Raw genomic sequence first — 15,173 nt, 5'->3', positions numbered from 1 at the left:
TCCCGGATTCGGGGAAGCACCCCCTTCGTACGCCCTGGATCAGACAGGCCGTACACCGGCCAGGGCCCCGTGCGGATCGAGCACGTACTTGCGGCCGGCGCCCTGGTCGAACTCGGCGTAGCCGCGCGGGGCGTCCTCCAGACCGATCACGGTCGCGTTGACCGCCTTGGCGATGTGCACCCGTTCGTGCAGGATCGCCTGCATCAGCCCCCGGTGGTATCGCATCACCGGGCACTGCCCCGTGCTGAGGCGATGGCTCTTCGCCCACCCCAGGCCGAGCCGCACCTTCAGCGTTCCGGTGCGCGCGTCCTGGTCGATCCCGCCGGGGTCGTCCGTGACGTACAGCCCGGGAATGCCGAGCGCCCCACCCGCGCGCGTGATGCCCATCAGCGAATTGAGCACGGTCGCGGGCGCCTCCTCGGCGTCCGGGCCGTGCGCGCGTGCCTCGAAGCCGACCGCGTCGACGGCCGCGTCGACCTCGGGTTCGCCGAGGATCTGCGCGATCTGGTCCTCCACCCGGCCCTCGGAGACGTCCACCGTCTCGCAGCCGAAACTCCGGGCCTGGGCGAGGCGTTCGGCGTTGAGGTCTCCGACGATGACGACTGCGGCGCCCAGGAGCTGCGCCGACGCGGCCGCTGCCAGACCGACCGGACCAGCCCCGGCGACGTACACCGTCGAACCGACCCCGGCGCCCGCGGTGACCGCGCCGTGGAAGCCGGTGGGGAAGATGTCCGACAGCATGGTCAGGTCGAGGAGCTTCTCGCGCGCCTGGTCGCGGTCGGGGAACTTCAGCAGGTTGAAGTCCGCGTAGGGGACCATGGCGTACTGGGCCTGGCCTCCGACCCAGCCGCCCATGTCGACATAACCGTAGGCGGCCCCCGGCCGGGCCGGATTGACGTTCAGACAGATGCCGGTCCTGCGCTCCTTGCAGTTGCGGCACCGGCCGCAGGCGATGTTGAACGGTACCGAGACGATGTCCCCGACCTCGATGAACTCGACGTCCGGACCGCGTTCCAGTACCTCTCCGGTGATTTCGTGTCCGAGGACCAGCCCCTCGGGGGCGGTCGTACGGCCCCGCACCATGTGCTGGTCACTGCCACAGATGTTGCTCGCGAGCACCTTGAGAATGACCCCGTGCCGGCACTTGCGGCCGACGTTCTCGGAGGCCACTCCCGGCCCGTCCTGCAGTTCGAGCGTCGGATGGTCGATGGTCCTGACCTCCACCGCACCCGGCTTGAGATAAGCGACTGCCCTGTTTCCGCTCTCGCTCATGCGTGATCGCCGTCCCTTCGGCCCCCGTGTCTTCGGATGCCAGCGGCTGTGCGCAGGGCGGAGTCTGCTACCGGTCACGCGTTCCGACCACCCTCCGCGCGACGCCTTTCCCGAATGCCCCTAAGGTGACCGCTCATGACCGAGAACAGCCGGGCCACCCCGTCCTTCGCCGTCCACATCCCCGACGCCGAGCTCGAACCGGAGCCGCTCGACCCGGACCAGATCGTCTCCGGCGCCCCGGTCGTGACCGGCAAGGTGCTGTGGGAGTCGGCCGACGGCAAGCAGTCGCGCGGCATCTGGCAGATCACCCCCGGCGTGGTGACCGACACCGAGGCGAACGAGCTCTTCGTCGTCGTCAGCGGCCGCGCCACGATCGCGATCGAGGGCGGGGGCCTCATCGAGGTGGGCCCGGGCGACGCGGCGATCCTGCGCGAGGGCGACCGTACGACGTGGACCGTGCACGAGACGCTCCGCAAGGCGTACCACATCAGCCTGTAGCCTCCGGCTGTTTCAGCCCGACGCCTCGTTCCCCGCCCGCTGCTCCGGACTTGGGAGCCCCTGTCCCTAGCCCAGGGCCGTGGGGCCCTGGCCCGCGGTGTCCCGAAGGCTTTCGGAGGGTCGGCCGTGCCGTCTGCGGGTGAAGAGCGCCAGTCCGCCCAGGGGGAGCAGCAGGCACGCGGCGACGAGGTTCAACCACCCGTAACTCGCCTCCGCGACGATGAGACCGGCCGTCGCCCCACCCACACCGGCCGCCGTGTTCATGGTCAGGTCGGAGACCCCCTGCGCGGCGGCCCGCGCGGCCTGGGGCACCGAGTCCGTGAGGAGCGCCGACCCGGACACCAGTCCGGACGACCAGCCCAGGCCCAGGACGAAGAGCCCCGCTGCGGTCTGTCCGTGGCTGCCGCCCGCCGTGCCCGCGAGCAGTGCCGCGCAGGCGAGCAGACCTCCGGCGAGCGCTATCCCGGAGAGACGCCCGTAGCGGTCGGAGAGCCGTCCCATGAGGGGCGAGAACGCGTACATACCCGCGATGTGCGCGCTGATCACCAGCCCGATCAGATCGATGCTCGCCCCGTGGTGCCCGAGGTCGACAGGGGTCATCGACATGATCGAGACCATCGCGGTGTGCGACACCGCCACGGTCACGAGCGCCAGCCTGGCCCGTGGCGAAGCGGCGACGGCGGCGAAACCGGCTCGGACGGACCGAGCGTCGGCGGACCCCTCCTCGGCCGGCGCGAGCGCCCGGGCGGTCAGCAGTGGATCGGGCCGCAGCAGGACGGCCACCAGCAGCGCCGAGAGCAGGAAGACCCCGGCCGCCCAGAGGAACGGCCCGGCCGCCTGTGGTATCCCGAGCCCGGCCACGCTGCGTCCCGCGGGCGCGGCGATGTTGGGCCCGAGCACCGCACCGATCGTGGTGGCCCACACCACGTTCGAGATGGCGCGGGCACGCCGCTGGGGTTCGGCCAGGTCGGCGGCCGCGAACCGCGCCTGGAGGTTCGCCGACGAGGCCGCGCCGAACCCCGCCATGCCGAGCAGCAGCAGGGGGAAGCTCCCGAGGCACGCGGCGACCACGACGAGGCAGGCCCCCGAGGCGCCGATGAGATAGGCGAGTACGAGCCCGGGCCGACGCCCGCGTGCGGTCATCAGCGCGGCCAGCGGTACGGAGAGCACCGCTGTGCCGGTGACCGTCGCGGTGGGCGCCAGACCGGACAGCGACTCGGTTCCGCTGACCTGCTTGGCCAGTACGGTGGCGAGCGCGATGCCGGTGGCGACACCGAGCCCGCCGAGGATCTGGCCCGCGATCAGTACGGCGGTGACTCGGCGCCGCAGCGCCGGTATCCCCTCGATGTCCACGGGCACGGCGGCCTGCCGTCCGACGGCGGTCACCGCGAAGACCCGCATGTCAAACAGGTGGAACGAGCGGAGCAAGCGGAAGCGGAGCAACCGGAAGCTGCGCACCTGGAAGCGGCGCACGTGGAGGCGGAGCCGGCGTCTGCCGGGCACGCGACTGCGAGGTGTGCGGCCACGGGGCGTGCGGATGCGGTGGAACGGGCTCGGGTCACCGGCGCAGTCTCCATTCCGCGCCGCGAGCGAACAAGGGGGAGCACTCGGGGCGGCCGGCCGCCTGCGTCCGCGGGCGCCGGTACACCGCCGTGCGAGCCACGGCTTCAGGGCGGCCGCTCAGGACCTCCGGTCCGGTCGCCGCTCCTCGTCTCCGCTTCAGAACAGCGGTTCCGGCAGCACCCCTTCCAGCGCCAGCAGCTTCCGCTTCGTCTCCAGTCCGCCCCCGAACCCTCCGATGCCGCCGTCGCTCTCCACGACCCGGTGGCACGGCACGACGACCGGCAGCGGGTTCGAACCCATCGCCACGCCGACCGCCTGCGCCGCGCCCGGCTGGCCCACCCGCCGGGCGAGGTCGCCATAGCCCACGACCGCGCCGTACGCGACGCCGGACTCCAGCTCGCGCAGCACCTGGCGGTTGAACCCGGAGATGAGCGACCAGTCCAGCGGCAGCTCGAAGTCACGTCGCTCACCCGCGAAGTACGCCCCGACCTGGCGTATCGCCTCGGCCAGGAACGGGGACGCGGGTGCCTCGACCGGCTCGGTGCCCAGGCGCGCGGCGAGCCGCTCGAGCGCCCTGTCGCGGACCGCGTCCGTGGCGTGGAACACCACGTTCACCAGGCCGTCGTCCGTCGCCGCCAGCAGCAGCGGACCGATGTCCGTGCCGACGACGCTCCACACGACCCGATGCTCGTCCTGTCCATGGCTGTTCATGAGATCCACCGTACGGCGCGCCACTGACAACGCCCGTGGTCCCGCCCGCGGTCCGGACGCGGCACGCACCAGGGGCGTCCGTGCCGCGTCCGACGGCCCCGGGAGCCGTTCAGCTCTCCTGCAGCGCGCTGCGGACCACGTCGGGCTTGTTCGTGATGACGCCGTCCACGCCGTAGCCGGACAGACGCTGGGCGGTGCGCGCGTCGTCGACGGTCCAGACGAAGACCCCCATGGGCCTGCCGTGCGGTCCCTTGAAGGCATGGACCGTGGCGACGTAGCCGGAGGTGAGGGAGGTGCTGTCCGGGTTGATCAGGTCGGTGAACCGCGCGTACTCGCGCAACTGCGCGTACGACGGCTTGCCCAGGAAAGCCGTCGTGATCCCGGGACGCAGATCGTGGACCGTCCGCACGCTCTCCGCGCTGAAGCTCTGGACGACCAGCCGGTGCCGGAGGTGCTCCTGGTCGAGCCAGCCCTCGTTGCTCAGCAGCTTGAGGGTCTCCCGCTCGATGCCCGGATAGAGGTCGGGGTTCTTGATCTCCAGGACGAGCTTCTGGTGATTGTGCGAGACCCGCTCCATGTACTGCCGCAGCGTCGGCACGCGCGTACCGGCGTACCGGCGGCCGAACCAGCTGCCCGCGTCGAGACGCGCGATCTCCGCGGCGGTGAAGTCCTTGACCTTCCAGGGAGCCCGGCGGGGATAGACCTTCTCGACATTGGTCGTGCGCGCCAGTGTGGCGTCGTGGAGCACCACGAGTTGGCCGTCCTTGGTGCGCTGGACGTCGTTCTCGACCCAGTCGAATCCCATCGCGGCGGCCTTGTCGATGGAGGCCAGGGTGTTCTCGGGCGCGTGGGCGGAAGCGCCGCGGTGCGCGACGATCACGACACCGCCGTCCGGGGAGCCGGCCCGCCCGTGCGGAGCGGGCAGTATCGAGGCGGTGCCCCCGAGAAGCACGGTGCCCCCGATGAGCGCTGTGGTCGTGGCGGCGGCAACGCGCGCGTGCATGCGTACTCCTCGCGTCGATCGATCACGTACAGCTCAAGAGTGACAGCAGAGGGTGAGACATGGGGGAGGTGCGCCGGGCGTGCATCGAATGGAGTTGACCAAGTCCGCGCACCGGCAACGCACAAGTGCGGTGAGATCGTGATTCTTTGCCGGAAAATCGTTCGACCATTCCGGTGGGGGTCATACTCTCTGCCTCACCCCCGGCCGTCGACGCGGCCCGGAGGAGTGGGGGCGTTTCTGGGATTTCTGGTGCAAAAGGGCGGGAAGGACAGCCGTACATGCAGGGCACGATCGACGGCTTCAGCTACGGACTCGTCACACCGGTGGTGGCGTTCCTCATGGCGTGCCTGGGTGGAGCGCTCGGCCTGCGGTGCACCACCAGATCGATGCTCGTCACCCGTTCCTGGCGGGCCGGCTGGCTAGCGCTCGGCTCGGCCGCGATCGGCTCGGGCATCTGGACCATGCACTTCATCGCGATGATGGGGTTCTCTGTCGCGGAGACCCCGATCCACTACGACAGGCCCACGACGTTCGCGAGTCTGGGCGTGGCCATCGTGATGGTCGGCGTCGGGATCTTCATCGTGGGCTACCGCGGCGCCACCGGGACGGCACTGTTCACCGGGGGCACCCTCACCGGTCTGGGCGTCGCCTCCATGCACTACCTGGGCATGGCCGGCATGCGCCTGAACGGCAAATTGGAGTACAACACGCTCACCGTCGCCGCCTCCGTCGTCATAGCCGTCGTCGCCGCCATCACCGCCCTGTGGGCGGCGGGCCAGGTCCGGGGATTCCTCTGGAGCGTGGGCGCCAGTCTCGTCATGGGGCTGGCTGTCAGCGGCATGCACTACACGGGTATGGCCGCCCTCAGCGTCCATCTCCACCACAGTTCCAGCACCCCCGCGGGTGACTCGGCCACCACCTTGCTCGCGCCCATGATGATCGGCCCGCTGGTCTTCCTCTGTCTGGCCGGTGCCGTCGTGCTGTTCGACCCCCTGATGGTGATGGGAAAGCCGGACCGGACCCCCGTGGAGCGCATACCCGGCATTCCGGCCCACCCGGGCGGTCCCTATCGCGGCCACCGCCCGCAGCGGCGCACCGGCCACGACCGTGCGCACCGGAACGTGCGGACCCCGCAGAGCCGGTGATCGGGCCCCGTTGTCAGTGCGGGGTCGTACGGTGGAACCCATGCGGCCCGTATCAAAGATCGAACGTTCGGTGGCGCCCTTCGAGGTCGTCAGCCCCTACCAGCCGAGCGGTGACCAGCCGGCGGCCATCGCCGAGCTGGACAAGCGCGTCCGCGCAGGTGAGAAAGACGTCGTCCTGCTGGGCGCGACCGGCACCGGCAAGTCCGCCACCACCGCGTGGATGATCGAGAAGCTCCAGCGCCCCACGCTCGTCATGGCCCCGAACAAGACGCTGGCCGCGCAGCTGGCCAACGAGTTCCGCGAGCTGCTCCCGAACAACGCGGTCGAGTACTTCGTCTCGTACTACGACTACTACCAGCCCGAGGCCTACGTCCCCCAGTCGGACACCTACATCGAGAAGGACTCCTCGATCAACGAGGAGGTCGAGCGGCTGCGCCACTCCGCGACCAACTCGCTGCTCACCCGACGCGATGTCGTGGTCGTCGCCTCGGTCTCCTGCATCTACGGCCTCGGAACGCCGCAGGAATACGTCGACCGGATGGTCAGCCTCAAGGTCGGCGACGAGATCGACCGCGACGACCTGCTGCGCCGCTTCGTCGACATCCAGTACACCCGTAACGACGTGGCGTTCGCCCGGGGTACCTTCCGGGTCCGCGGCGACACCATCGAGATCTTCCCGGTCTACGAGGAGCTCGCCGTCCGCATCGAGATGTTCGGCGACGAGATCGAGGCGCTCTCCACGCTGCACCCGCTCACCGGCGAGGTCATCAGCGACGACGAACAGATCTACGTGTTCCCGGCGACCCACTACGTGGCGGGTCCCGAGCGCATGGAGCGCGCCGTCAACGACATCGAGAAGGAGCTCGGCGAGCGTCTCGCCGAGCTGGAGAAGCAGGGCAAGCTCCTGGAAGCCCAGCGGCTGCGCATGCGCACCACGTACGACCTCGAGATGCTGCGCCAGATCGGCTCGTGCTCCGGCGTGGAGAACTACTCGATGCACTTCGACGGACGTGAGCCCGGTTCCCCGCCGAACACGCTCATCGACTACTTCCCGGACGACTTCCTGCTCGTCATCGACGAGTCGCACAACACGGTGCCGCAGATCGGTGCCATGTACGAAGGCGACGCCTCCCGCAAGCGCACGCTCGTCGACCACGGCTTCCGGCTGCCCTCCGCCCTGGACAACCGCCCCCTGAAGTGGGAGGAGTTCCAGGAGCGCATCGGACAGACCGTCTATCTGTCGGCGACCCCGGGCAAGTACGAGCTCTCCCGCGCGGACGGCTACGTGGAGCAGATCATCCGGCCCACCGGCCTGATCGACCCCGAGGTCGTCGTCAAGCCCACCGAGGGCCAGATCGACGACCTGGTGCACGAGATCCGCAAGCGCACCGAGAAGGACGAACGCGTTCTGGTCACCACACTCACCAAGAAGATGGCCGAGGACCTCACCGACTACTTCCTGGAACTCGGCATCCAGGTGCGCTATCTGCACAGCGACGTCGACACCCTGCGCCGGGTCGAGCTGCTGCGCGAGCTGCGCGCGGGCGAGTTCGACGTCCTGGTCGGCATCAACCTGCTGCGAGAGGGCCTCGACCTGCCCGAGGTGTCCCTGGTGTCGATCCTCGACGCCGACAAGGAGGGCTTCCTGCGCTCGGGCACCTCCCTGATCCAGACCATCGGCCGCGCGGCGCGCAACGTCTCCGGCCAGGTCCACATGTACGCCGACCGGATCACCCCGGCGATGGAGAAGGCCATCGACGAGACCAACCGGCGCCGCGAGAAGCAGGTCGCGTACAACGAGGAGAGGGGCCTCGACCCGCAGCCCCTCCGCAAGAAGATCAACGACATCGTGGCGCAGATCGCCCGCGAGGACGTCGACACGGAGCAGCTGCTCGGCTCGGGCTACCGCAAGGCGAAGGACGGCAAGGGAGCCAAGGCCCCGGTGCCCTCGCTCGGTGGCAAGGCGGCCAAGTCCGCCAAGAGTGCCGCGAAGACCCCGACCGACCGCCCCGCGGCCGAGCTCGCCGGGCAGATCGAGGAGATGACGGACCGCATGCGGGCCGCCGCGGCGGACCTCCAGTTCGAGATCGCGGCCCGACTGCGCGACGAGGTGTCGGAGATGAAGAAGGAACTGCGTCAGATGAGGGAGGCGGGCCTGGCCTGACGCCCCTTCGACCGCGTCGGACCTCGGCGGATACGCGCTGTGTTGCAAGACCGACACAAAGCGCGCCGCGGGGTTCGGCACTGTCGGTGGCGCTGCGTAGGGTTCTGGTCATCCGCGGATTCCGCGGCAACAGGGGACAGTCCGAGAGGGGATCAGCGCGTGACGGTCAACATGACCAAGGGTCAGGCCATCAGTCTGCAGAAGAACGACGGGGGCACCCTGACCGCGGTGCGCATGGGGCTCGGCTGGCAGGCGGCACCCCGGCGCGGCCTGTTCGGCTCGCGCACCAGGGAGATCGACCTCGACGCCTCCGCCGTGCTGTTCGCGGACAAGCAGCCCGTCGACGTGGTGTTCTTCCGTCACCTCGTCAGCGACGACGGCTCCGTGCGGCACACCGGTGACAATGTGGTCGGCGGAGTGGGCCAGGGCGGGGACGACGAAGCGATCCTCGTCGATCTGCAGCGCCTCCCGGTCCACATCGACCAGATCGTCTTCACCGTGAACTCCTTCACGGGCCAGACGTTCCAGGAGGTGCAGAACGCGTTCTGCCGTCTGGTCGACGAGACCAACGGCCAGGAGCTCGCCCGCTACACGCTCGCGGGCGGCGGCCAGTACACCGCCCAGATCATGGCGAAGGTGCACCGCTCCGGCCAGGGCTGGCAGATGACGGCTCTCGGCACCCCGGCCAACGGCCGTACCTTCCAGGACCTGATGCCCGCGATCCTGCCGCACCTGTAGGCAGCCCGACCGTAGGCACGAAGCGACACAGGGGGACAAGGCGATGACGGCCGAGCTGGTCCGGGGGCAGAACCACCCGCTCTCCCAGGTCCGTCTTGAGGTCCGTGTATCGGCCGGCCGGCCGGTCGTGGCCGGGGCCACGCTCAGTGACGAGCAGGGCAGGGTCCGGGGCGCCGAATGGGTGGCGCACCCGGGCGCCCCCACTCTTCCCGGGCTTGAGGTCTCCAAGCAGGCGGCGGCGGACCACCGTCTCGCGTTCGATCTCGACGCCCTGCCAGGGACCGTGCACCGGGTCAGCGTGCTGCTCGCGCTGCCGGCCGGCGTGGGCCCGGTCCGGTTCGGAGCCGTGGCCGCCCCCTTCGTCGCCGTGACCGGACTCGACGGCTCCGAGGTCGCCAGCTACACCATCACCGGCCTGGACACCGAGTCGGCCGTCGTCGCCCTCGAGCTCTACCGCAGACAAGGCGCCTGGAAGGTGCGCGCGGTCGGCCAGGGATACGCGGGCGGCCTCGCCGAACTCCTCACCGACCAGGGGCTGCCCGAGGCCCGCCGGCTCGCGGACAGCATCAACGAGGCGGTGGCACAGGGGCTGGCCCGCTCGGTGCCGGCGCCCCCGCCCCGTACGCCGGACGCGGACCGCTCACGACACGCGGCCGCCTCGGCGCCGGGACCGGATCAGCCGTACGCCGGACCGCAGGGCGCCTCCGGGACCGTACCGCCGCTCCAGACCCCGTCCTCGTCCCCGTACGACACGCCCGGTGGTCAGGGAGTCACCGTGCCGCAGCCGGGATACCAGGGCGGCACCGCACAGCCCGATCCCTCCGCGGTCGCGCAGCCCTCCGGACCCACCACCGGCCCGGTCGACTACAGCCACCCCGGCCGGCGGACCTCGGCGCCGCCCCCGCCCCCGCCGACCGCGCCGCCGGCCCCGCCCGGACAGCCCGCGCGGCCCGTCGCGGGCGACGCGACCGGCTGGTCCATGGAGGAGCGCCTCTACAACCAGGTGTGGGGGATGTTCGAGGACCTGGCCCGCAGCACGGCCGCCTACCGCAGTGCCGTCGACTTCGCCGACTCGCGCATGGAGCAGGAGCTCGACAAGGCCCTGTCCGACCCGCGCAGCCGGATCGGCGGGCAGAGCGAGGCCGCCCGCGAGGCCGCCCAGGCGAAGCACGCCGACCTGGTCGACCAGGCCCGCGCGGCGCTCGACCGGGACCTCGCCCAGCTCGCCGCCGAGGCCGACGTCGTCGAGCCCGCGCTGCCCGCGGCGTACGCACGCTGGGACAACCCGGTCTGGCACGGCTACCGGGTGCCCATGGAGATCCCCATGGCCGTGCGCCTCGGCGACCTCCACCTGCCGGAGAGCGAGGAGCTGAGCATTCCGATGCTGGTCCGGCTGCCGCTGGAGCGCGGTCTGTGGATCGACAGCGGACGAGCCACTCTGGAGGACTCGCTCGCCGACTCCGACGAACTGCGCCGGCTCGCGATGGACACGGCGGTGGCGAACGCCGCGCGGCTGCTCGCCGTCCATCCCGCGGGCGAGTTCACCGTGCACGTCATCGACCCGGCCGGTTCCGCGGCCCCGTCGCTCGCGCCGCTGGTGCGCTCCGGGGTGCTGGACGGTCCACCCGCCGCGGGCGCCACGGGTGTGGCCGACGTCCTGACCCGGCTCACCCAGCGGGTGGACCTGGTGCAGATGGCGGTGCGCGGCGGAGCCGCCGACTCGTTGCCGCCCGGCCTCGACACCGCGGAGCAGTTGCTGATCGTCAACGACTTCCCGCACGGCTTCGACGACCGCGCCGTGACCCAGCTGCGTTATCTCGCGGACGAGGGGCCGGCCGTCGGCGTGCATCTGATGCTGGTGGCCGACCGGGAGGACGCCGCCGGCTACGGCCCTCTGCTGGACCCTTTGTGGCGTGGGCTGCTGCGCCTCACGCCGGTGCCCGACGACCACCTCGCCGACCCGTGGGTCGGTCACGCCTGGGTGTACGAGCCCGCGCTAGTCCCGCCGGGCAGTCAGGTGCTCCAGCAGGTGCTCTCCCAGGTCGCGGCGGCCCGCCGCTCGTGGAACCGCTGACCGTCGGGACGCTTCACCAAGCATCAGTAAAGCTCCCTGACCAGCCAACTTGGCATTTCTTTTACCAATCCCTTTACCTTCACTTGGTAATTCGGGTACTCTCGTTCTCACGGAGGGGAGTACTCCCTACCTGCTGCGGCGTACCCGTCAATACGGATCTGGCCAGATCCCGGGGCGCCGGCCCGTGACCGGAAGGCGCACCACGCGCCCCACCGGACACGGGTGGAAGAGACCTCCGGTAGCGACGACGCTGAAATCTGCCGTTACGTACTGCCGGAGGCGCAGTGAATGTTTCCTTGACCCTCTGGGTCCTCACGATCTTGGGCCTCGCCGCCCTCATCGCGGTCGACTTCTTCATCGGCCGCAAACCGCACGACGTCTCGATCAAGGAAGCCGGAATCTGGACGCTCGTCTGGATCGCTCTGGCCGGACTGTTCGGGCTGGGACTGCTCGTCTTCTCCGGCGGCCAGCCGGCCGGCGAGTTCTTCGCGGGCTTCATCACCGAGAAGTCGCTGAGTGTGGACAACCTCTTCGTCTTCGTCCTGATCATGGCGAAGTTCGCGGTGCCCTCGCAGTACCAGCAGCGCGTGCTCCTCGTCGGTGTGCTCATAGCGCTGGTCCTGCGCGCGATCTTCATCGCCGCGGGCGCCGCGATCATCGCGAACTTCGCGTGGGTCTTCTACATCTTCGGCGTGTTCCTCATCTACACGGCCTGGAAGCTGATCCAGGAGGCCCGGGCCGACGAGGACGAGGAGGAGTTCGAGGAGAACCGCCTGCTCAAGGCTGCGGAGAAGCGCTTCGGTGTGGCCGACCGGTACCACGGCACCAAGCTGTGGATCCAGCACAACGGCAAGCGCGTCATGACGCCGATGCTGGTCGTGATGCTCGCGATCGGCACCACGGACGTGCTCTTCGCACTGGACTCCATCCCCGCCATCTTCGGCCTGACCCAGGACCCGTACATCGTCTTCACCGCCAACGCGTTCGCGTTGATGGGTCTGCGTCAGCTGTACTTCCTGATCGGCGGTCTGCTGAAGAAGCTGGTCCACCTCTCCTACGGCCTGTCGGTCATCCTCGGCTTCATCGGCGTCAAGCTCGTGCTGCACGCGCTCCACGAGTCCGGCGCCCACGTCCCCGAGATATCCATCCCGGTCTCGCTCGGCGTCATCTGCGCGGTCCTGATCGTCACGACGATCACCAGCCTGACGGCCACGAGGAAGCGGACGGCGCGGGAGAACGCCGAAGGCACTCAGAAGGACAGCGTCGACGTCTGACCGCGTCGGGCGCGGGAGCGGGCATCCCGGGACGGTTGCGCGGTTGAACTGTCGCGCGGTCCTCCCGGGGCTTCCGGTCGCCGGGGGCGGCGCTCCATCGGAATGCGGGGGTCGTCCACGCCTGCGACGATCGCTGCATGATCGTTCCGCTCCGGTCACTCGTGACACGGTGGACGGCCGTCGTGCCCGTCGTCGCGGTGGTCCTGCTCGTCCTCACCTGGGGGCGCGGCCTGCCCGGCGCGATGGTCGCGCTGGTGACCCTGGTCCTCGCCGGGGCGGTGCTGGCAGCCGTCCACCACGCGGAGGTGGTGGCGCACCGGGTCGGTGAACCCTTCGGCTCCCTCGTGCTCGCCGTCGCCGTCACGATCATCGAGGTGGCTCTGATCGTCACCCTGATGGCGGACGGCGGCGCCAAGAGCTCGACCCTCGCCCGCGACACGGTGTTCGCGGCCGTGATGATCACCTGTAACGGCATCGTGGGGGTGTGTCTGCTCGTCGCCTCCCTGCGCCACGGGCTCGCCGTCTTCAACGCCGAGGGCACGGGCGCCGCCCTGGCGACCGTCGCGACGCTCGCGACACTGAGCCTGGTCTTCCCGGCCTTCACCACCAGCAAGCCGGGCCCCGAGTTCTCCACGGTCCAGCTCACCTTCGCCGCGCTCGCCTCGCTCGTCCTGTACGGCCTGTTCGTGGCGACCCAGACCGTGCGGCACCGCGACTACTTCCTGCCGATCACCCGCCAGGGCCAGGTGATCGAGGTGGACGAGCACGCGGACGCCCCGTCCGCCCGCGCCGCGAGGATCAGTCTGGGGCTGCTCGCCCTCGCGCTGGTGGGCGTGGTCGGTCTGGCCAAGGGCGTCTCGCCCACCATCGAGTCCGGTGTCGAGGCGGCCGGCCTGCCACAGTCCGTGGTCGGCGTGATCATCGCACTGCTCGTTCTGCTCCCCGAGACCATCGCCGCGCTCCGGTCGGCCCGTCGCGACCGCGTGCAGACCAGTCTCAACCTGGCGCTCGGCTCCGCGATGGCCAGCATCGGCCTGACGATTCCCGCGGTCGCTCTGGCGTCCGTCTGGCTCTCCGGGCCGCTGGTCCTCGGCCTCGGCGCCACCCATATGGTGCTGCTCGTGCTGACCGTGGTCGTCAGCTCCCTGACGGTCGTCCCCGGGCGCGCCACGCCTCTCCAGGGAGGCGTCCATCTGGTGCTCTTCGCGGCGTACCTGGAACTGGCGGTCAACCCCTAGACGGCGCCCGCCCGGTGATCGACGTCCACGTCGCGGCCGGTGGCCGGCCCTGGGCCGGCGCTCGGTGACCGGTGGTCATTCGGTGACGGCCGAGACGGCCAGGCGGGGCACCGGCCGGGTCTCCGGCAGCAGCGCGAAGCACCCCAGGCTGAGCAGCGCGACCCCCGTCAGATACGCGGCCACGCCCCAGGGAACCCGCTCTCCGTCGGCCACCGCCGTCGCCACGATCGGCGTGAGCGCGCCCCCGAGGACCCCGCCCAGGTTGTAGCCCACCGCCGCACCCGTGCAGCGCACCCGAGGCTCGTACAACTCAGGCAGATACGCGGCGATCACGGCGAACATCGTGATGAAGGTGAGCAGCGCGACCAGGAACCCGAGGAACATCAGCAGTGGTTCGCCGGTGGACAGCAGCGCGATCATCGGGAACATCCACAGCGCGGCCCCCGTGCACCCGGCCAGACACAGCGGCCGCCGTCCGTACCGGTCGCCGAGCAGCGCGACCACGGGGGTCAGGGAGCCCTTCACCACCACGGCGGCCATGATGCAGGCCAGCATGACGGTACGGCTCACGCCGAGCCGCTCGACACCGTAGGCGAGGGCCCAGGTCGTCACGGCGTAGAAAACCGCGTATCCGACCGCGAGGCCGCCGGCCGTCAGCAGCACCAGGCGCCAGTGGTCGCGCACCACCTCCACGATCGGCGCCCGCGAGTGGTCGCACACCTCCAGGAACCGAGGACTCTCCGGTAGCGAGCCGCGCAGCCACAGCCCCGCCGCCGCGAGCGCGCCCGAGGCCCAGAACGGCACCCGCCACCCCCACTCGGCGAACTGCGCGTCGGACAGTGCCGCCGACAGCACCAGCATCACACCGTTGGCCAGCACGAACCCCAGTGAGGGGCCCATCTGCGGGAAACTGGACCACAGCCCGCGGCGCTCGGCGGGCGCGTGCTCGGCGGTCAGCAGTACCGCCCCGCCCCACTCCCCGCCGAGCCCGAGCCCCTGCAGGAACCGCAGCACGAGAAGGAGCGCGGGAGCGGCCGCGCCGAGGGTGTCGTACGTCGGCACGCAGCCGACCGCGACCGTCGCCGCGCCGGTCAGCAGCAGCGAGGCGACGAGCACCGGCCGCCGTCCGCGCCGGTCACCGATGTGCCCGAACAGCACCGAGCCGAGAGGGCGCGCGACGAATCCGACGCCGAACGTCGCGAAGGCCGCGAGCGTCCCGGCCAGCGGCGAGAAAGTGGGGAAGAACAGTGGCCCCAGGACGAGCGCGGCAGCGGTCCCGTAGACGAAGAAGTCGTAGAACTCGATGGCCGTCCCGACCAGCGAGGCGGCCGCGAGCCTGACCATGGAGGGCGCCCTAACGGTGCGTACGTCGTGCATGCCGCGTCAACTACCCACAGTGACCAACGGTTACGGGGGGCGTGCGGGAGCGCAGGGTGTGTCAGCAGGTGACGGTGATGCGCCGGGCGCGGTTACGTCGACACGGATTGCTCCCC

At 70.4% G+C, this 15,173-nt stretch carries 12 protein-coding genes; 7 read left to right on the top strand and 5 right to left on the bottom strand.

All coding sequences use genetic code 11. The annotated features are described in order from the left end of the window. Window positions 1-39: 39 nt before the first annotated feature. The gene (gene fdhA, locus OHB41_RS14020) at window positions 40-1,272 is read right to left on the bottom strand and encodes a formaldehyde dehydrogenase, glutathione-independent (protein ID WP_266698355.1); all 1,233 of its coding nucleotides are present in this window, start codon (window positions 1,270-1,272) and stop codon (window positions 40-42) included. Window positions 1,273-1,407: 135 nt separating this feature from the next. Here fdhA and OHB41_RS14015 point away from each other — a divergent pair, with 135 nt between their 5' ends. Next, window positions 1,408-1,770 carry a cupin domain-containing protein gene (locus OHB41_RS14015; RefSeq protein ID WP_266698354.1) on the top strand — a complete coding sequence of 121 codons (363 nt, stop codon included), beginning with the start codon at window positions 1,408-1,410 and terminating at the stop codon, window positions 1,768-1,770. A 66-nt stretch (window positions 1,771-1,836) separates the two neighbouring features. Here the strand turns inward: OHB41_RS14015 and OHB41_RS14010 are convergent, their stop codons facing one another. From OHB41_RS14010 to OHB41_RS14000, 3 genes are all read right to left on the bottom strand, one after another. Continuing rightward, entirely contained in the window at window positions 1,837-3,171 is a 1,335-nt protein-coding gene (locus OHB41_RS14010) for an MFS transporter (RefSeq protein WP_266698353.1), read from the bottom strand. A gap of 318 nt (window positions 3,172-3,489) precedes the next feature. Then, window positions 3,490-4,044 (bottom strand): methylated-DNA--[protein]-cysteine S-methyltransferase, encoded by a 555-nt coding sequence (locus OHB41_RS14005; RefSeq protein WP_266698352.1) that lies wholly within the window; start codon window positions 4,042-4,044, stop codon window positions 3,490-3,492. Window positions 4,045-4,153: 109 nt separating this feature from the next. Continuing rightward, window positions 4,154-5,047, bottom strand: a complete 894-nt coding sequence (locus OHB41_RS14000) for a glycerophosphodiester phosphodiesterase (RefSeq protein ID WP_266698351.1) — start codon at window positions 5,045-5,047, stop codon at window positions 4,154-4,156. A gap of 278 nt (window positions 5,048-5,325) precedes the next feature. On the opposite strand from OHB41_RS14000, the gene OHB41_RS13995 reads away from it, so the two are divergent. From OHB41_RS13995 to OHB41_RS13970, 6 genes are all read left to right on the top strand, one after another. After that, window positions 5,326-6,192, top strand: a complete 867-nt coding sequence (locus OHB41_RS13995; RefSeq protein WP_266698350.1) for an MHYT domain-containing protein — start codon at window positions 5,326-5,328, stop codon at window positions 6,190-6,192. A 40-nt stretch (window positions 6,193-6,232) separates the two neighbouring features. Next, entirely contained in the window at window positions 6,233-8,356 is a 2,124-nt protein-coding gene (gene uvrB / locus OHB41_RS13990) for an excinuclease ABC subunit UvrB (protein WP_266698348.1), read from the top strand. A gap of 159 nt (window positions 8,357-8,515) precedes the next feature. Continuing rightward, window positions 8,516-9,094, top strand: a complete 579-nt coding sequence (locus OHB41_RS13985; protein WP_266698347.1) for a TerD family protein — start codon at window positions 8,516-8,518, stop codon at window positions 9,092-9,094. Between the two features lie 43 nt (window positions 9,095-9,137). Then, window positions 9,138-11,168 carry a TerD family protein gene (locus tag OHB41_RS13980; RefSeq protein WP_266698346.1) on the top strand — a complete coding sequence of 677 codons (2,031 nt, stop codon included), beginning with the start codon at window positions 9,138-9,140 and terminating at the stop codon, window positions 11,166-11,168. A 284-nt stretch (window positions 11,169-11,452) separates the two neighbouring features. Continuing rightward, the gene (locus tag OHB41_RS13975) at window positions 11,453-12,442 is read left to right on the top strand and encodes a TerC/Alx family metal homeostasis membrane protein (RefSeq protein ID WP_266698345.1); all 990 of its coding nucleotides are present in this window, start codon (window positions 11,453-11,455) and stop codon (window positions 12,440-12,442) included. 137 nt (window positions 12,443-12,579) lie between these two features. Beyond that, on the top strand, window positions 12,580-13,680 hold the full coding sequence (locus tag OHB41_RS13970; RefSeq protein ID WP_266698344.1) for a calcium:cation antiporter: 1,101 nt from the start codon (window positions 12,580-12,582) through the stop codon (window positions 13,678-13,680). A 75-nt stretch (window positions 13,681-13,755) separates the two neighbouring features. On the opposite strand, the gene OHB41_RS13965 is transcribed toward OHB41_RS13970, so the two are convergent. Beyond that, window positions 13,756-15,057 carry an MFS transporter gene (locus tag OHB41_RS13965; protein ID WP_266698343.1) on the bottom strand — a complete coding sequence of 434 codons (1,302 nt, stop codon included), beginning with the start codon at window positions 15,055-15,057 and terminating at the stop codon, window positions 13,756-13,758. Window positions 15,058-15,173 lie beyond the last annotated feature (116 nt).

The organism is Streptomyces sp. NBC_01571 (genome assembly GCF_026339875.1).
Classification (GTDB): domain Bacteria; phylum Actinomycetota; class Actinomycetes; order Streptomycetales; family Streptomycetaceae; genus Streptomyces.
This window is presented reverse-complemented; position numbering and strand designations above follow the sequence as displayed.